Genomic DNA, 18154 nt, shown 5'->3' with positions numbered 1-18154 from the left:
ACTGGCCCTGGGAAGCTTCGACCCAGAGGTGGCAACCTGCGCGGCTGGCCTTTGGAAAGCAGGCTTTGCGCCCCTCTGTGTTTCGGCATGGAAAAAGGGCTCTGACTCACATTTGGTGGATGTTGAGCTCATAGGGGCCAATAACGCGCGCCTGAAGGAGATCGAGCTTCCCTCGGCCATACATCTGGCGTTTGACGAGCTTCAGCTTTGTGATCTGACCCTCGGTCTGTCCGTTTGACCAGGCCGATGTGATCGCAGCGGTGACAGCCGCTTTGTCCCTAAGGACGCCGTTGGCGAACGACATGACGAGGCTCGGTTGCGCTCGCTCTAACCATGGGTCGAGCATGTCCAGGCATCCCTTGCGCACCATCGCTTGAAAACCGGCAACGATCTCGCGTGCTTGCACGAGGAGCGGCACACCGGCCTCGATGGCGGCCACCGTGACCACTTCGGACCGCGACAGCTGATCGCGACTGACGGTCAGCAACCGCGCAATGGTTCGTGCCGCAGGTGTTCGGCTCGGCGCGTTATCTGTTTTGTCCCCTTGGCGCCGACGCGTGGCCCATTCGCTGACGACGCGCATGCAACCGCGAAAACCCTTCTGCTTCAGCAGCCGCCAAAGTGCAGCTGCGTTGCGATCACCAGCGGCCCAGCGCTCGTCAAGCCAAGGCAGATACAGCTCGAGCGAGCTCTCCCGCATGCGGAAGATATCGGAGCGCTGTCCACGCAAGATCCGCCGGACGAGGCCGCGGCTGTATCCGGTTCGGCGCATGATCTCCTTGATCGCGATCCCGTCCTTGGCCAGGCAGAGAATGGCGGCGTTGTCTTCTTCTCGGCGGAGATAGCCTTCGTATTGGATCCGTTCGGCAGCGGTGAGCAGGCTGGGGTTGATCGTGGCCGCGCCGATCACAGAGCGGATCTGACGTATCGACTTTCGGACCGCATCGAGAAAGGCGCGGCTCGCATTTTCCATAAGGTGCCAGCGGTCGGCAACCTGGGTCGCATCGGGCAACGCTTTGGCCGTGGCGAGGGCGTATGCCCCGCCACGATCGCGCGCAACCACTGCGATCTGCGGCTGCTGCGACAGCCATTCCCTTGCTGTCGCGGGCTCACGATCAGGCAGAAGCGCGATCGTTCGCCGCCGCTCCAAATCACAGATCAGCGTTCCGTAGCGGTGATTGCGCCGCCACGCCCAGTCGTCGATCCCGATGACGGTCGGCCGCACAAAAGGCGGACTGCCGCGTCGGCGGATGACCCGCAGCAACGTATCCCTGCTGACCGGCACCATGAGCCGACGCGCAAAGCTGGCCGCCGGTCGGCCGCCCAGTGCCAGACCAAGATGATGGACAATATGATCGAGACGCGCCGTTCTGCGTGCCCACGGGACTAGCACGTCATCGTCGAAGCGCTCGGCGAACACACGCCGCCCGCATAGAACGGTCCGACAATAGAACCGACGCGCTCGCACCCTGAGGCGAACAGGACGCCCAGCGATCGGCAGGTCCGCCAAGCACCGATGATATCGGCTATGAACTCGGCCGGATTGGGTTCCGCACCCAGGACAGACGCTCGCGGTTTGAACGGAGCGCACGGTGATCAGCGCGCTCGCGCCATCGCTCGTGACCTCATCGACGACGAAACCGCGTGGAACGAGAGCAGTGGCGCGAAAAGATTGGGGCATGGTAGCGAACTCCCTCGATGATCCGAGCCACACAGCACCCCAATTCCATCAAAAGTGAGTCAGAGCCAGTATTGCAAGCGAATTCACATTCCGTATGCGTCAAAGCTCCCTGGACCCTTACCTGCCCGTGCTGGATGTCGAGTGGGCGTCGGGTTGTCGCAACGGCGCCGAACTCTGGCGCAGGCTCGGCGATCAGGGCTTTCGAGGGTCGCTGCGCGTTGTCAGCGAATGGACAACCCGGCGTCGGCCCGCGGATCAGATGCGGGTACAGGGCCTCCGGAAGGCGGCCTCTGCCCGCACCTTGGCCCGATTGATGGGCATAGGGCGCGATCACCTGACCAAGGCAGACACCGTCATTGTTGCCGCCGTCGAGGCGAGAGTACCGGGCTTGGCTGATGCAAGGGCTTTGGTGGAGCGGTTCCAGGCCATGATCCGGACCAAGGCGGCTGCCAACTTGGACGGCTGGATCAAGCACGCCCGTACCAGCCTTATCGCTCCGCTCGCACGCGGCGTCGCCAAAGATATGGCCGCGATGCGGGCCGCTATCATCGAGCCCTGGTCGAACGGCCAAACCGAAGGTCAGATCACCAAGCTCAAGCTCGTGAAGCGGCAGATGTATGGCCGCGCAAATCTCGATCTGCTTGAAGCACGGCTGATCGGCGCTGCATGACACTGTCCATCAGCGAAATTGCGTCAGAGCCCTTTCCATGCCGGAACACAATTTAAGATTAGGCCGGAACTTCGAGGGCTCGTCGCATTGCTTGCAAAAGGCCCTTTTCAAGAAAAGGCTTTCGCAGAACGACGACGCCAGTTGCTTCGGTTCGCAGTGCTGCACCACTCATGAAGAGATGAGGGACCTGCCCAGTCTCCAGAACCCTTGCGATGGCCGCCGGGCCACTTCCTTCCCGAAGCTGGACATCTACAATCATGAGGTCCGGTTGGTGATGCGCGGCAGCGGCGACCGCATCGTCCTCCGTCGCGACGACCGCGACAACGTCATGGCCCATCCCCTCAAGCATCGCGCCCAGCAGGATGCCGATCAGGTCGTCATCCTCCACCAGCACGATACGAAGCGATGTCATGTCAGATAACCCCGTTTCGATGGTTCCGGGACAAGCAGTCGGGTGTGTCTACAGGACAAGAATGTCGTTCTCCACACTGACGACGCCGGGTGCGGCCCAGGCGGTCGCGAAGGCGACGTCGCGGTCTTGTGGCGAGTAGGCCGCGCCCGATAGACGTACCGCTCCACCCTCTGCGGTCACCTTGATCTCATTGGTGTCCACGAGCCATGAGCGATGCAAAGCCTGCGCGATGTGGGTACTGATATCCGCCGCATCGACGGCCGGCTTGACCAGGATGAGGTTGGAGACGCCGACAACGCCAGTAAGTCGCCGCACATCCTGTTCCGCGGCCTCCTTCTGGTAATACCAGTTCACCTGACCCGTGAGGGCAATCCAGCCTTGTTCCACCTTGACGGTGATTGCGTTTGGCGGAATGGTGACGTCCCATGCAAGCCGCTCGAGTACAGCAGCCGCAATGTCGTCGTCGCCGCGCTTGCGCTCGAACGGGAGTAGAACCTCAAGTTCTTCGGCGACCGCCTTTACGCCCTTTACGCGCCGGGCGGCGGTCTCCGCCGCGTGCTTCTCGGCGTAAGTCTCGACATGACCTGTAAGGGTCACGATACCAGCGTTTGCGGTGACGCCGATATGGCCTGCGGTGACGCTCGGTTCCCAGGCCAGTTCTGCCAGGACTGCGAGTTGCAGCAAACTATCTTGTGACATGGAGTTGCTCCGAATCTCGGTGATTGGACGGTGTTGTCCATTGCCCAAATCATAGAGAGCCGGCGCGCGCGGCGGGTAGCCTCGGAAACTACCTAGCTTCGAAGAACGAACGCCACCATCACCACCCCAGCCCCCCGCGCAGGAGACGTGATAGGTAGTTTCCGAGGCTACTACTTCCTGGCGAAATGTGGTGAACCTACGAAGAGGCTGCGAAATTGCTACCGCTCTTCCGAGCGGCCTCATTAGGAGCCTCAATCTTGCCGACCCGTTACGATACAGGACTTCCAACCCCGGCCCCCAGCGGCGCCACTCGCGACGACGCGAAGGTTTATCTGGTCGGTGGCGGCATCGCCTCCCTGGCGGCTGCAGCCTTCATGATCCGCGATGGTGATGTCCTCGGCCGGAATGTCATCATACTGGAAGAGATGGACAAGCTCGGCGGCAGCCTCGACGGCGCAGGATCACCGCAGGCGGGGTATGTGCTGCGCGGTGGCCGGATGCTTGAGAGCAAGTACCTGTGCACCCTTGAGCTTTTTGATTCAATTCCGACGCTGGATGGCAGCAAGACGGTCACGCAGGAGACACTGGCTTGGAACGACACTCTCAAGACGTCGTCGAAGTCCCGGCTTTTCCATGACGGACATCGCCATACGGCGCCGGAGTTCGGTCTCAGCGAGCGCCATATCCTGGCGATCGAGCGATTGGCGCTGGAACCGGAGCGGTTGCTGGGTCGCACGAGTATTTCAGACCAATTCGAGCCCGAGTTCTTCAAGACCAATTTCTGGCTTATGTGGTGCACGACCTTCGCTTTCCAGCCATGGCACAGCGCCGTTGAGTTCAAGCGATATTTGCTGCGGTTCTCACACATGATCGGCGGCTTCAACCGTCTCGAGGGCATCATGCGAACCGTTTACAACCAGTATGATTCAATGGTGCGGCCGCTGCAGGCCTGGCTTCAGAAACGTGGCGTTACTTTCGAGATCAATACGAGGGTCACCGACCTTGCGTTTGCGGAGCAGGACGGCGCAAGAGCCGTGGCAGGCATCATCTTCGAACAAGATGGCGAGCCAGGAGAGATCGTTGTCAAGACCGGCGACTACGTTCTGGTCACGCTTGGCTCGATGACGGCAGCGTCAAGCCTCGGCACCAACGAAACTGCGCCGCTCGTCGACGTCCGCGACCACGGCGGAGCATGGCAGCTCTGGAAGACGATCGCTACGGGTCGGCCTGAATTCGGACGCCCGTCCGTCTTCGCGGACCATGTGGAGGAATCGCGCTGGGTATCCTTCACCACCACCTTCCATGATCCGGCCTTCCTCCACGCAGTCGCGGACATGACCGGAAATGTGCCAGGGGAGGGGGGGTTAATCACCTTCTCACAGTCCAGCTGGCTGGCCTCGATCGTTATTCCGTTCCAGCCGCATTTCATCGGCCAGTCCGACGATGTCAGCGTCGTCTGGGGGTACGGATTAGCGGTCGATAAGCTGGGCGACTTCGTTAAAAAACCGATGTCCGCCTGTAGCGGACAGGAGATCATGACCGAAATTCTTGGTCATCTCCGTATCGAGGCCGAGGCTGAAGGAATTCTGAAGAGCAGCATCTGCATTCCCTGCATGATGCCCTTCATCACGAGCCAGTTTCTCCGTCGCGAGAAGGGTGACCGACCTGAGGTCGTACCGGCCGGATCCACCAACCTTGGCTTTATCGGCCAGTTTTGCGAATTGCCTGACGACGTCGTCTTCACCGTCGAGTATTCGATCCGCTCCGCACAGACGGCCGTCTATGCGCTGTTGGACCTGAAGCGGAAACCGCCGGCCGTATATCAGGGTAAATTCGAGCCGCGTGTTCTCTATAAGGCGTTCATGGCTTTGCACGACAATCAAGCGTGATGGACGGGTCAGGGCACGAGAACGGCGGCCCCTTCGAAGCGGCCGGCCCGAAGGTCGGCGAGTGCTTCATTCGCCTTCACAAGCGGGTAGGGCATCGTTTCCATGATGATGCCGATCTTCGGCACGAGGCTCAGAAATTCTAGGCCGTCCTGGCGCGTAAGATTGGCGACGGAGACGAGTTGGCGCTCTTCCCAAAGCAGGCTGTAGGGGAAGGACGGGATATCGCTCATGTGGATGCCGGCACAAACGACGCGACCGCCTTTCCGCACCGCCTTCAGTGCCATGGGCACCAGGTCTCCGACAGTGGCAAAGATGATCGCCGCATCGAGAGGTTCCGGGGGCATCTTGTCCGAGCCGCCTGCCCAGCGGGCGCCGAGGCTCCGGGCGAAGGCCTGGTTTGCGACGTCGCCGGGTTTGGTGAAGGCATAGACGGATCGACCCTGCCAAGCGGCAACCTGCGCAAGGATATGCGCCGCCGCTCCGAACCCATACAGACCGAGTTTGTGACCCTCGCCCGCGATGACCAGTGATCGCCAGCCGATCAGTCCGGCGCAGAGCAGAGGTGCGACTTCGACGTCCATTCCCGCGTCCCCGAGCGGGAATGCGAAGCGAGCGTCGGCGACCGTGGCTGTCGCAAAGCCGCCATCCCGCGGGTTCTGTTGCAAATGCTGGCGGAAGACGCACCAATCCGGTAGACGGCCTGAGGCCGACGATCTCAAGCTGCGACTTGAAAGAGGTTTGCGACGAACGCGGTCTGCGCCTGCATGTCGCGACCGCCGATGTTGTGAACCTGCCCCTTTCGGATCATCGCCATTGCTTCGTAGCCGGCCAGCGTTCGTCGGGCCGTTGGCAGGCTTCCAAAGCCGAGCCCAGGCCTCACCAACCGCTTTATTCTTCGATGATCTTGCTCAACAATGTTGTTGAGGTATTTGCACTGTCGCAGCTGCGCGAAACGCCACAGCTCACCTCCACGCTTCATGTCTGCGGTGGCACGTGGGTAGGCCGGGTTCTTGTCGACGGTGATCGTGCGCGGGTTACCAGTATGGACCTGCGCCAGTGCCTTACGGAAGAAACGCTTAGCCGAAGCTGCGTCCCGCCGCGGCGACAGCAGGAAGTCGATCGTCTGGCCAAGGATATCCACAGCCCGATAGAGATGGGTCCAGGCTCCCTTGACCTTGATATAGGTCTCGTCCACCCGCCAGGAGCCGGTGTTGCGCCGCAGATGACGTCGGAGCCGCTTCTCCAGCGACGCCGCATAGGCCTGCACCCAGCGGAAGATCGTGGTGTGATCGACTTCCACGCCGCGATCAGACAGCATCAACGAGAGGTCGCGATAGCTGACGGGGAACGCGAGATACCACCGGAGAGCCCATAGGATGACATTCGCCGCGAAGTGCCGCCCTTTTAATGCGCCACCTTGGTCCTCGTTCATCACCCACCCGCCGTTCGCCCGGGCATAGCTTGCCACGTCCCGGGCGCAGCGGGCAGCCTTGCAACAGAACCGGGTTAGGCATGATCTGGAGGGTCATTCTTCATTTTATAGAAACGTCTCGCGACGCGTTCAATCGTCAAGCCTTGCACAACAATCGTAAACACAACCACACCGTAGCATACCGCCAGCAAGGCGCCGCGCTCGGGGCCCGGGGGCAGTCCTAGCGCCAGGGCGACTGAAATGCCGCCACGCAGTCCTCCCCATGTCAATACGATGAGCGCGCGGCCACGATCGGCACCGCGTAGACGCGTGAGCAGTGTGGCAAGAAAGACGCTAATCGCGCGCACGACGACTGAGAGTGGAATCGCAAGCAGGGCGGCTAAAATGTGGGACATATGAAAGGCGATGGCGACGATTTCGAATCCGATCAGGAGAAAGAGCAGCACATTCAGGACTTCGTCGATAAGGGACCAAAAAGTCTTCAGTTCCTTACGCCCATTTTGTGAGATAGCCGCTAAACCTTGACGAGATCCGAGCGTAAGGCCAGCGACAACGACTGCGATTGGGCCGGACATGCCCAACGCGTTCGCCAGGCTGAAAGTTCCCGTTGCCAAGGCCAGCGAAATGGTAAGCTCAAGGTGAGCATCATCGACCAGGCGCAAGAGTTGAACCGTCAGCCATCCTAAGATCAAGCCGAGGAGGCCCCCACCCACGGCTTGGAGCAAAAAGAGCGAAATAATCGTGGTCCCGCCCGATACCGAGCCATCCCCAGTGGCGACACCCAGAGCGACACCGAAGATCACTACGCCGACCCCATCGTTGAAGAGTGCTTCGCCCGCAAACACGGCTTGTAGAGAGGGTGGCAAACCAATCCGTCGCAACATGCCAACGACGGAGACGGGGTCGGTCGGCGCGAGGATGGCACCGAGGACAACGCACCAGATCAGGGGAACCGGTTGGCCGAGGAGTGGGAATACCAACCACATCCCGCCTCCAAACAACGCGACGGCAAGCAGAGTGCCGACGACGGCCAATGCCAGCACGGTAAGTTTGCGGGCCCACAACTGCCCGAGATCAACATGCAGCGAACCGGCAAACAAGAGAAACGACAAGACACCATTAAGCAGCGCTTGTGGGAGGTTGATCGTGCCGAGTAGCGACCGTGAGAGCGCTTTGAGATTGTAGCCCGGGGTAAGCTGATCGGCAGCGAGCATGACCATTGAGACCAGGAGGGCGATGATCAACACGCCAATCGTATTGGGTAGCCGCAACGTGCGATGATTGACCACTCCGAACAGTGACGCGAGGGTCAACAATATCGCAAAGAAGGCAAGAGGTGTCATCTTGGAGCAGTCATTCCCATGATTTGAACGACAAAGGAGATGCGTTCTCGGAAGGCGATGCTACTTAGCTTCAACCAATCTTTATTTACAGATCGAGACAAGTGATAAGTCAAGGCGACGTTTCATCCTAAACATAAACAGGACTAAACGTCATATAAATGACGGTGTGCCAAGAACACGTTGCGCCGAGCAAGAGGACGCAGTGAACGCGTTCGACTAAACTGCCTCGTTCTACGACAGGTGAAGACCAATGGTCACACACTGAACGGGTTCGCCGCAGATCGAACGCCGGTGCCGATTGCGTCGTGGGGCCGGGGCGGAAGCGCCTCCGAACTTTGCGATCCAGCGGAAATCGTTTGCTTGTTCCACATGTCAATCGACCGCCGTGCGGCGCTGCTTCGGCCCAGCCCGCAGTTCCAGCCAGAGCATCCGCTGCGTGAGTAGTTTCCGAGCCTGTGTTTCGCGGTCCAACTAGGCCACATTGTATGCAGTGATACGCTCCGATCCCGGCGCGGCAAAAGAACCAGCTTCCTAATAGGCCGGCCATCAGACGAATGAGCACCGGGCCCCGACCGACGCCGTGGATGATGATTGCAAGCGAAGGGACCATGCCATGCTGGACGCTGTATCGTCATTCAAGGGAAACGAGATCCAGGCCAAGGATGGCAGCCTTGGAACGGTCAGCGACTTTCTTTTCGATGACAGCACCTGGAAGGTGCGTTGGATAGCCCTCGACACCGGACGCTGGCTGACCGAGCGCAAGGTCCTGATCAACCCGTCGGTCGTCATCTCCGCTGAAATTGGAGCGAGATACCTCAACGTCGCGCTGACGAAGGCCCAGGTGGAGGATAGTCCCGATATTCTGCAGGACCGCCCGATCTCACGGCAGATGCAGAACAATCTCTACGGCTACTATGGCGGGGATCCGTTCTGGGGCGGCGCAATGTTCGGCGGCGGCAGCAGGATGTATGGCGGGTCCATCTACGGCGGGGGGATGGGCGCGTTTGCTGCGCCCGCAGAAGCACCCGCGTATTTAGGCGCGTCGGCCGTGCGGGAGGCCGAGCGGGGCGGAGCCGGCTCCGATGACGGTGACCCTCATCTACGCAGCGTCGCAGAGGTCACGGGCTACCACGTGCATGCAACCGACGGCGACGTCGGGCATGTTCAGGACGTCCTGATCGACAATGGGAGCTCGGGCATTCGTTATCTCGTCGTCGATACGTCGAACTGGTGGTTTGGGCAGCATGTTTTGATCTCGCCCTATGCGGTGAAGAGAGTCGACTGGCACGACCGCTATGTCCGGGTCGACATCGGAACGGAGCAGGTCAAGTCCTGCCCGCCTTGGAACCCAGCTGATGCTATCAAAACCGAATATGAGCAGCGGCTGCACAAGTATGACGACTGGCCTGGCTATGGCTGGTGAGGGGTAGGCTGGCCAGGAAGCGACGGTGCGAGCTCACGCCCCGATGCACTTGTCCTGATCGGCTGCGACGACGCTGTAACCCGCCGAATAACCGGCTGCATAGGGAGAAGCAGATGAAGATCCACACCAAGGGATACCGTGTCCGCGAGGGCGAGGAGGTCGACCTCAAGAAGCGGCCGACGACCGTCGATCCCGTGTGCGAATCGAAGTCCGGCTACCAAGAGATCCTCGCCAAACACGTCGAGCAGCTGAGCGCATTGCAGCAGCTTCATTACGCATCCAGCCGCCACGCCGTCCTACTTATCTTCCAAGCGATGGACGCCGCCGGCAAGGACGGGGCGATCCGCCACGTGATGTCCGGCGTGAACCCGCAAGGATGTCAGGTATTCAGCTTCAAGCATCCCAGCGCCACCGAGCTCGAGCATGACTTCCTGTGGCGGACGACGCGGGACCTGCCGGAACGGGGGCGGATCGGCATCTTCAACCGGTCCTATTACGAGGAAGTCCTCGTCGTCCGCGTCCATCGCGACATCCTTCTCAGCGAGGACATCCCCGATCCGCCCGGTCACGACAAAAAGCTCTGGCACGACCGCTACCGTTCGATCGTGGATCTCGAACGCCACCTCCACGCCAACGGCACGCGCGTGGTCAAGTTCTTCCTCCACCTCTCGAAGGAGGAGCAGCGGCAACGTTTCCTGGCGCGGATCGACCAACCCGACAAGAACTGGAAGGTCAGCCCGGCCGACATCGAGGAGCGCAAGTTCTGGAAGCAATACAGGACGGCCTATGAAGAGTGCCTGAGTGCCACCAGCTCAGATGCCTCGCCCTGGTACGTGGTGCCGGCGGACGACAAGGAAAGCGCCCGGCTGATCATCTCCCAGATCGTTGTCGATACACTGGAAGGGCTTGGCATGAGCTATCCCGAGGTGACAGCGAAGCGTTCCCTAGAGCTGCAATCGATCAAAGATGGGCTCGCGGCCTGAGGCGCGGCGGCGTGTGTCGTTTTCAAGCCTTCCGCGATCGTCCGGGCATCAGCTACGGACAACGCATGCGGGATGGGTTGCGGCCATCGCAGCGTCGGGTCGCTCTCCTGCAACGGCACAAACCGGTGGATCCACGATGAAGGTTCGAATAGCCGCCCCCGAGGCACCTCCTATCCCGGCTGCTCGTCCGCCGTCCGGAGCGGCGCAATCGGCCGGCCAGACGGTTACGCCTTGGCTGATGGTCGTGCTCGCGGTGATCCTGTTCTCCGGCGGGTTGTTCGGATACGACCAGGGCGTCATCTCAGGCGCGCTGCACGGGATCAAAGCGACATTCTCGCTCAGTGCGCTCTTGGTGGAGGTGGTCACGAGTTGGGTGACGCTTGGTGCCCTGTTCGGTGCGCTAGCGGGGGGCGAGCTTGCGGACCGGATCGGACGCAAGAGCACGGTGCTGATCGCCGGCGCGATGTTCACGGGTGGCGCCCTCGTCCAGGCGCTGGCGCCGGATACGGTGATCCTCGTGGCAGGGCGACTGATCGTCGGTGGCGGTGTCGGCGTTGCGGCCGTCGCCGCACCGCTCTACGCCGCCGAGCTGGCGCCGACGACGCTGCGGGGCCGCTTTGTCTCTGCCTATCAGTTGGCGATCACCGCCGGTATCTTCCTGGCCTATCTGGTCGATGGCTGGCTGTCGCAAGGCGATGCCTGGCGTTGGATGCTCGGCGCCTCCGCAGTGCCGGGTCTGCTGTTGTTCGCGGTGGCGCTGTTGGCCCCGGAATCGCCGCGCTGGCTGATGAAGGTGGGATGGCGGAGCGAGGCCGCGGCGCAGCTTCAGAAGATCCGGCCCGGGGTCGACTTCAAGCCGCGCCTGGACGCCGTTGCGGCCAGCCTTCGCCGTGAGGCCGGCCGCGCCTCGTGGGCCGAGGTGTTCCACAAGGAATGGCGGCGCCCGCTGTTGATCGGCGTCGGGCTGGCGGTGTTCCAGCAGGTCACCGGCATCAACGCCATCATCTACTATGCCGACCAGATCTTCGCCTCCGCCGGCTTCACCTCACAATCCTCGCAGACGATGGTCACCACGTGGGCGGTCGGCGGCGTGAACATGCTTGCCACGCTGATCGCCATCGCCTTCATCGACCGCCTTGGACGCCGCAAGCTGCTGCTGGCTGGGTTGCTCGGGATGGGCCTCAGCCTATGCGTGGTTGGCATCGCCTTCCGGTTCATCAGTACGGTTCCCGCGGGCGTCGCTGCCGCGGGGCCGAGCGGCGCCGGCATCGTGACCCTGCTGGCGTTGGTCGCCTTCATCATCTGCTTCGCCTTCTCCATGGGCCCCGTCGTCTGGACGGTGATCAACGAGATTTTCCCGGGGCACATCCGGGGCCGTGCCGTGGCGGTCGCGACCGCGGCAAACTGGGGCTCGGCGTTCCTGGTCAGCCAGGGCTTCCTGTCGCTGATCGGGGTGATCGGCAATTCCTTCACCTTCTGGCTATTCGCGCTGTTCTGTGGCGCCGGATGGGTATGGATCTACCGCGCCGTGCCGGAGACGAAGGGACGCTCGCTGGAACAGATCCAGGATCTCTGGAACGGGAGGGGCTTGTGATGCTGCTTGCGGGCGATATAGGCGCGACTACGACCCGGCTGGCCCTCGTCTCGGCGGAAGCCGGGCCGCGGCTCTTCGTGGCCGAGCAGGAGTTCCACAGCGTCGATTTCAAAGGCTTGCAACCGATCGTCGAGGCCTTCCTGGCGAATACCGGCAAACAGCCCACCTCCGCCTGCTTCGACGTGGCAGGACCGGTGATCGCGGGCCGCGCGCACCTGACGAACCTACGGTGGGATCTGGAAGAGGCAGCGTTGTGCCGCGACCTCGGACTAGACCACATCACCCTGCTCAACGACCTGGAGGCGATCGCCCATGCGGTGCCACATCTGCAGCCCGGGGAGACGGCCGAGGTCAATGCCGGTACAGCGGTCGCGCATTCCCCAATCGCGGTGCTGGCCCCCGGCACCGGACTCGGCGAAGCCTTCCTGATCTGGAGCGGGCAAGACTACATCGCCTGCGCCTCCGAAGGCGGCCACGCCGATTTTGCACCGACCAACCAGGTCCAGGCCGATCTATGGACGTTCCTCACTGAGCGGTTCCGCCACGCGGCCTACGAACGGGTCTGCGCCGGCTCCGGCCTACCGAACGTCTACGACTACGTGCGGTCCCGCGACCCGGCCTCGGAGAGCGCGGCGTTCCGAGCGGTTCTGGACGCCGCCCACGACCGCACGCCGCCCATCATGCAGGCGGCGCTACACGATGCCGACAACAACCCGCTCGCCGCCGAGACGCTGCGCATCGTGATCGACGTCTGGGGCGCAGAAGCCGGAAACCTCGCCCTGAAGGTCATGGCGACCGGCGGACTCTACTTGGCCGGCGGCCTGCCGCCCAGGCTGGTGCCGCAGCTTCAGGACGGCGCGTTTATGCGCACCTTCGCCGCTAAAGGCCGCTTTGCCAATCTCCTGCGCGCCATTCCGGTCAACATCATCACGATCAATGCCGCCCTGCTCGGCGCGGCGCTGTACGGGCTGGACCACGCAGCCGGTCGCCGTTTGCCGAGAACCCCGCTCGGTAGCCGGCTCGGATCGACAGCCGGTCCTCGCACCCCAGCAACCAGCCAAGCCAAACCCGAAAACGAAAGAGCGCAACGATGCAGCTAGGAATGATTGGCCTCGGCCGGATGGGCGGCAACATGGCGGTTCGGCTGGTCAAGGCCGGCCATGACTGCGTGGTCTATGACACGCATCGGGAGGCCGTCGAGGCGCTCGTCCATCAGGGCACCGAGGGAGCTACCGACTTACCCGGGTTCGTCAGGATGCTCAGCACGCCCCGGGTGATATGGCTGATGGTTCCGGCCGGTGCGGTCGATGCGGTGATTGGCTCGCTGCTACCGTTGCTGGCAGCTGGCGATATCCTGATTGACGGCGGCAACTCGTACTACCATGACGATATCCGCCGTGCCGAGGCGCTGCGGGGCAAGGGCGTGCACTATGTCGACGTGGGCGTCAGCGGCGGCGTGTGGGGTCTCGATCGCGGCTTCTGCCATATGATCGGAGGCGAACCCGACATCGTGGAGCATCTCGACCCGATCTTCCGTGCGCTGGCGCCTGGCGTCGGCGCCGCAGCGCGCACGGCAGGCGCGGACGGCGAGCCGAGCAGCGCGGAACTTGGCTACCTGCACTGTGGTCCAAACGGCGCCGGCCACTTCGTGAAGATGGTCCATAACGGCATCGAGTACGGGATGATGGCGTCTTACGCCGAAGGGCTGAACATCCTCAAGCACGCCAATATCGGCAAGACAAAGCAAACGACCGATGCCGAGACCACGCCACTGCGGCACCCCGAACTTTACCAGTACGACATCGACATCGCACAGGTCGCCGAAGTCTGGCGCCGCGGCAGCGTGATCTCGTCCTGGTTGCTCGACCTGGCTGCCTCCGCGCTGCGGAAAAGCCCGGATCTCGCCGACTTTGCCGGGCGCGTGTCCGACTCTGGCGAAGGCCGCTGGACGCTGGAGGCGGCTATCGACGAGAGCGTGCCGGCTCCGGTGATTTCGGCGGCGTTGTTCGCGCGCTTCGGTTCGCGCGGGGAGGCCGATTATGCGGACCGTCTGCTATCGGCGCTACGTTTCGGCTTCGGCGGCCACCTCGAAAAGCCTAACACCGATCACTGACAGCCCGTCTGCCCAACTCCCAAGGAGTCGCATCATGGCCTCAGACGCACCAAAGACACTGAACCGCCTGGGTCAGAGCCTCTGGCTCGATAACATCACCCGCGACCTGCTCGATCGCGGAACGCTGCAGCATTACATTGACACGCTGTCGATCACTGGGCTCACCTCGAATCCGACGATCTTCGATCACACAATCTCGGGCAGCGCGTCGTATGATGCCGAAATCCATCGTCAACTCGACGCTGGCCGGTCGGGCGAAGCGCTGTTTTTCAACCTGGCTGTGCAGGACCTCACCGGATCTGTTCGCCCCCATCCACGCCCGGACCGCCACTGTGTACGGGTTCGTGTCGCTTGAAGTGTCGCCGCTGCTCGCCTATGACACCCAGGCCACGGTGAAGCAGGCGAAGGCGCTGCACGCGCAGGCGAACCGCCCCAATCTGTTCATCAAGATCCCCGGCACCAGGGAAGGCCTGCCTGCTATCGAGGAGGCGATCTTCGCCGGCGTTCCGGTCAACGTCACCCTGCTGTTCTCCACCGAACAATACCAGGCGGCCGCCGATGCCTACCTGAAGGGTTTGGAACGCCGGGTCGCAGCCGGGCTCTTGCCCGATATTCGGTCTGTCGCGTCGCTGTTCGTCAGCCGGTGGGACAAGGCCGTCATGGACAAGGTCCCGTCGGCCTTACGCAACACGCTGGGCCTCGCGGTCAGCCAACAGGCCTACAGAGCGTATCGCGACGTGATGGACAGCAACCGCTTTCAGCGCTTGGCGAGCCTCGGCGCACGGTCGCAGAGGCTGCTGTTCGCGAGCACCGGCAACTAAGGACGAGACCGCCTCGGACTGGCTGTACATCGCGGGTCTCGCCGCGCCGAACACGGTCAACACCATGCCGGAGGAAACGTTACTGGCCTTCGCCGATCATGGCACCGCGCCGGACGCCTTGCCGCGGGACGGCGGCGATGCCGAAGCAGCGCTCGCCGCCCACACCCGCGCTGGCATCGACCTGGCTGCCCTGGCCGCCCAATTGCAGTCGGATGGTGCCAAAGGGTTCGTGAACTCATGGAAGGAATTGCTGGCTGCAATCGATGCAAAGAGCAAGGTGCTAGCGTGATGGATGAACAGGACCGGATTCCAATGGCCCTCACGGACTCGTCTGCGTGGCGCGCCCTCACCGCTCATCATGCCCAGATCAACGATTTGCACCTGCGCACGCTGTTCGCCGACGATCCCGGGCGAGCGGAGCGCTTCTGCGCCGAAGGGGCGGGCCTGTTCCTCGACTACTCGAAGAACCGCATCAACGGCGAGACGATGCGGCTCCTCCTAGCGCTGGCCGAGGACCGCGGAGTGGCCGCGCGGCGTGACGCAATGTTCGCCGGCGAGGCGATCAACATCACGGAGCGCCGCGCCGCGCCGTACTGCACGTTGCACTGCGCGCACCGCGCGGCACCCACATCGACTCGGGTGGCGCCGATGTAGTTCCGGACGTGCATCACGTGCTCGACGCGATGGCCAGTTTCGCCACCCGCCTGCGAAGCGGCGCTCTCACCGGCCATACCGGCAAGTGTATCCGCAATGTGGTGAACATCGGCATCGGCGGCTCCTATCTGGGGCCGGAGATGGCCTACCTCGCGCTGCGGGACTTCAGCGACAGGTCGATGAACTTCCGCTTTGTCGCCAACGTGGATGGCGCGGCCTTGACCGAGGCCATCCTAGATCTGGACGCCGCCGAGACGTTGTTCATTATCTCTTCAAAGACGTTCACGACGCTGGAGACAATGACCAACGCGGCCGCGGCCCGCACATGGCTGCGGCAGCAGCTCGGCCCGGATGCAGCGGTCGCCAATCATTTCGCCGCAGTCTCCACCAACATTGAGGCGGCGACGAAATTTGGGATCGATCCTGCCCATATCTTCGGCTTTCGGGATTGGGTCGGCGGCCGTTACTCGATGGACAGCGCGATCGGCCTGTACACGATGGTGGCGATCGGGCCCGAGAACTTCCAGGCGATGCTGGACGGCTTCCATGCCATGGACGAGCACTTCCGCACCGCGCCACCCGCCAGCAACCTGCCGAAGCTACTGGGGCTGCTGACCGTATGGTACAACAACTTCTTCGGCGCCCAGACGATCGGCGTCATGCCTTATGCCGCAAACCTGGCCCGCTTCCCCGCCTACCTCCAGCAGCTGCAGATGGAGAGCAACGGCAAACACGTGGCCCTCGATGGTCGTGTCGTCGACTATCAGACCGGCCCGGTGATCTGGGGCGAACCCGGCACCGACGGCCAGCACTCCTTCTACCAGCTGCTCCACCAGGGGACGAAGCTGGTTCCCTGCGACATGATCGGGTTCTGCAGGCCACTCAGCCCGCTCGCCGGGCAGCACGACCTGCTGATGGCTAACCTGTTCGCGCAGGCCGAGGCGCTCGGCTTCGGCAAGACGGCCGACGAGCTGACAGCGGAGGGATCGCCCGGTTTCCAGACTCCGTTCCGTGTGACCGAAGGCAACCGGCCGACCAACACGATTCTCGCCGAGCGTCTCGATCCCCACACACTCGGTAGCCTGGTGGCGCTTTACGAGCACAGCGTGTTCACGCAGGGGGCGATCTGGGCGATCGACAGTTTCGACCAATGGGGAGTCCAGTTGGGCAAGGTGCTGGCTAGCCGCATCATCCCCGAGCTGGACCGCGGCCCGGAGCCCAAGTTGAGCCACGACGCGTCCACCAACGCGCTGATCGAGCGCTACCGGCGCCTGCGCGGATGACCGATGCCGCGACTGGATTCAAACAGCAGGCCGGAGAGCAGGCGGCTTCGCTGGGGTATGCGCTGTTGGACCTGAAGCGGAAACCGCCGGCCGTATATCAGGGTAAATTCGAGCCGCGTGTTCTCTATAAGGCGTTCATGGCTTTGCACGACAATCAAGCGTGATGGACGGGTCAGGGCACGAGAACGGCGGCCCCTTCGAAGCGGCCGGCCCGAAGGTCGGCGAGTGCTTCATTCGCCTTCACAAGCGGGTAGGGCATCGTTTCCATGATGATGCCGATCTTCGGCACGAGGCTCAGAAATTCTAGGCCGTCCTGGCGCGTAAGATTGGCGACGGAGACGAGTTGGCGCTCTTCCCAAAGCAGGCTGTAGGGGAAGGACGGGATATCGCTCATGTGGATGCCGGCACAAACGACGCGACCGCCTTTCCGCACCGCCTTCAGTGCCATGGGCACCAGGTCTCCGACAGTGGCAAAGATGATCGCCGCATCGAGAGGTTCCGGGGGCATCTTGTCCGAGCCGCCTGCCCAGCGGGCGCCGAGGCTCCGGGCGAAGGCCTGGTTTGCGACGTCGCCGGGTTTGGTGAAGGCATAGACGGATCGACCCTGCCAAGCGGCAACCTGCGCAAGGATATGCGCCGCCGCTCCGAACCCATACAGACCGAGTTTGTGACCCTCGCCCGCGATGACCAGTGATCGCCAGCCGATCAGTCCGGCGCAGAGCAGAGGTGCGACTTCGACGTCCGTTCCCGCGTCCCCGAGCGGGAATGCGAAGCGAGCGTCGGCGACCGTGGCTGTCGCAAAGCCGCCATCCCGCGTGTAGCCGGTGAAGAGGGGGCGGTCGCACAAATTCTCATGTTGGCTCAGGCAGTATGGGCAGACTCCGCAGGTGTGACCGAGCCATGGAATGCCAACCCTTTGGCCAAGGTGGAGCCCCTCTACCCCGGCACCGATCGCGTCGATCCGACCGACGATCTCGTGACCGGGGATGATGGGGACCTCCGGCTCCGGCAATTCGCCATCGACGACATGGAGATCAGTTCTGCAGACGCCGCAAGCGGCAACCTTCAGCCGAATTTCACCGGCTCCCGGCGTCCGGTCCGGAAGCTCCGTCCATTCGAGTGGCGATCTCAGCGCCTTCAAAACCATAGCGTGCAAA

16 protein-coding genes and 3 pseudogenes are annotated in these 18154 nt (G+C 62.5%); 12 read left to right on the top strand and 7 right to left on the bottom strand.

Features of this window, described 5'->3' with window-relative positions; all coding sequences use genetic code 11:
• Positions 1-106 precede the first annotated feature (106 nt).
• Positions 107-1681: an ISL3 family transposase gene (locus tag QP803_RS11365; protein ID WP_284943593.1), complete on the bottom strand. Its 1575-nt coding sequence runs from the start codon at positions 1679-1681 to the stop codon at positions 107-109.
• A gap of 88 nt (positions 1682-1769) precedes the next feature.
• On the opposite strand from QP803_RS11365, the pseudogene QP803_RS11360 reads away from it, so the two are divergent.
• Positions 1770-2351 (top strand): annotated as a pseudogene (locus QP803_RS11360) (ISL3 family transposase); the annotation flags it as partial.
• Positions 2352-2409: 58 nt separating this feature from the next.
• Here the strand turns inward: QP803_RS11360 and QP803_RS11355 are convergent.
• Together QP803_RS11355 and QP803_RS11350 are read right to left on the bottom strand one after the other, a co-directional pair.
• A complete protein-coding gene (locus QP803_RS11355) occupies positions 2410-2763 on the bottom strand; it encodes a response regulator (RefSeq protein WP_284943592.1) in 354 nt (117 codons plus the stop codon).
• Positions 2764-2811: 48 nt separating this feature from the next.
• A complete protein-coding gene (locus QP803_RS11350) occupies positions 2812-3462 on the bottom strand; it encodes a BON domain-containing protein (RefSeq protein ID WP_284943591.1) in 651 nt (216 codons plus the stop codon).
• Between the two features lie 257 nt (positions 3463-3719).
• On the opposite strand from QP803_RS11350, the gene QP803_RS11345 reads away from it, so the two are divergent.
• Positions 3720-5351, top strand: coding sequence for an oleate hydratase (locus tag QP803_RS11345; RefSeq protein ID WP_284943590.1), 1632 nt, complete (start codon positions 3720-3722; stop codon positions 5349-5351).
• Positions 5352-5359: 8 nt separating this feature from the next.
• Here the strand turns inward: QP803_RS11345 and QP803_RS11340 are convergent.
• From QP803_RS11340 to QP803_RS11330, 3 genes and pseudogenes are all read right to left on the bottom strand, one after another.
• Positions 5360-6001: pseudogene (locus tag QP803_RS11340) on the bottom strand (MDR/zinc-dependent alcohol dehydrogenase-like family protein); the annotation flags it as partial.
• Between the two features lie 65 nt (positions 6002-6066).
• The gene (locus QP803_RS11335; RefSeq protein ID WP_284943564.1) at positions 6067-6783 is read right to left on the bottom strand and encodes an IS6 family transposase; all 717 of its coding nucleotides are present in this window, start codon (positions 6781-6783) and stop codon (positions 6067-6069) included.
• A gap of 74 nt (positions 6784-6857) precedes the next feature.
• A complete protein-coding gene (locus QP803_RS11330; protein ID WP_284943589.1) occupies positions 6858-8126 on the bottom strand; it encodes a cation:proton antiporter in 1269 nt (422 codons plus the stop codon).
• Positions 8127-8739: 613 nt separating this feature from the next.
• Between QP803_RS11330 and QP803_RS11325 the strand changes: the two genes are divergently transcribed.
• The 10 genes and pseudogenes from QP803_RS11325 (at position 8740) to QP803_RS11275 (ending at position 17161) form a co-directional block, all read left to right on the top strand.
• The gene (locus QP803_RS11325) at positions 8740-9549 is read left to right on the top strand and encodes a PRC-barrel domain-containing protein (protein WP_284943588.1); all 810 of its coding nucleotides are present in this window, start codon (positions 8740-8742) and stop codon (positions 9547-9549) included.
• Positions 9550-9662: 113 nt separating this feature from the next.
• Positions 9663-10532: an ADP-polyphosphate phosphotransferase gene (locus QP803_RS11320; RefSeq protein ID WP_284943587.1), complete on the top strand. Its 870-nt coding sequence runs from the start codon at positions 9663-9665 to the stop codon at positions 10530-10532.
• Between the two features lie 136 nt (positions 10533-10668).
• On the top strand, positions 10669-12126 hold the full coding sequence (locus tag QP803_RS11315) for a sugar porter family MFS transporter (RefSeq protein ID WP_284943586.1): 1458 nt from the start codon (positions 10669-10671) through the stop codon (positions 12124-12126).
• A complete protein-coding gene (gene glk / locus QP803_RS11310; protein ID WP_284947893.1) occupies positions 12126-13226 on the top strand; it encodes a glucokinase in 1101 nt (366 codons plus the stop codon). The genes QP803_RS11315 and glk overlap by 1 nt, the downstream gene beginning before the upstream one ends.
• Positions 13217-14239, top strand: a complete 1023-nt coding sequence (gene gnd, locus QP803_RS11305) for a phosphogluconate dehydrogenase (NAD(+)-dependent, decarboxylating) (protein WP_284943585.1) — start codon at positions 13217-13219, stop codon at positions 14237-14239. Before glk ends, gnd begins: the two co-directional genes overlap by 10 nt.
• A 34-nt stretch (positions 14240-14273) precedes the next feature.
• Positions 14274-14594: a transaldolase family protein gene (locus QP803_RS11300; RefSeq protein WP_284943584.1), complete on the top strand. Its 321-nt coding sequence runs from the start codon at positions 14274-14276 to the stop codon at positions 14592-14594.
• Positions 14572-15060, top strand: coding sequence for a transaldolase family protein (locus QP803_RS11295; protein WP_284943583.1), 489 nt, complete (start codon positions 14572-14574; stop codon positions 15058-15060). Before QP803_RS11300 ends, QP803_RS11295 begins: the two co-directional genes overlap by 23 nt.
• A gap of 22 nt (positions 15061-15082) precedes the next feature.
• Complete coding sequence (locus QP803_RS11290; RefSeq protein ID WP_350356095.1) at positions 15083-15349, top strand: transaldolase family protein; 267 nt, start codon at positions 15083-15085, stop codon at positions 15347-15349.
• Positions 15298-16997, top strand: a pseudogene (gene pgi / locus QP803_RS11280) (glucose-6-phosphate isomerase). Before QP803_RS11290 ends, pgi begins: the two are co-directional and overlap by 52 nt.
• Entirely contained in the window at positions 16994-17161 is a 168-nt protein-coding gene (locus QP803_RS11275; RefSeq protein ID WP_284943582.1) for a hypothetical protein, read from the top strand. Before pgi ends, QP803_RS11275 begins: the two are co-directional and overlap by 4 nt.
• An 8-nt stretch (positions 17162-17169) precedes the next feature.
• Here QP803_RS11275 and QP803_RS11270 read toward each other — a convergent pair whose 3' ends face one another.
• Complete coding sequence (locus QP803_RS11270) at positions 17170-18153, bottom strand: zinc-dependent alcohol dehydrogenase family protein (RefSeq protein ID WP_434082841.1); 984 nt, start codon at positions 18151-18153, stop codon at positions 17170-17172.
• Between the last annotated feature and the right edge of the window lies 1 nt (position 18154).

Source organism: Acidisoma sp. PAMC 29798 (genome assembly GCF_030252425.1).
GTDB lineage: Bacteria > Pseudomonadota > Alphaproteobacteria > Acetobacterales > Acetobacteraceae > Acidisoma > Acidisoma cladoniae.
This window is presented reverse-complemented; position numbering and strand designations above follow the sequence as displayed.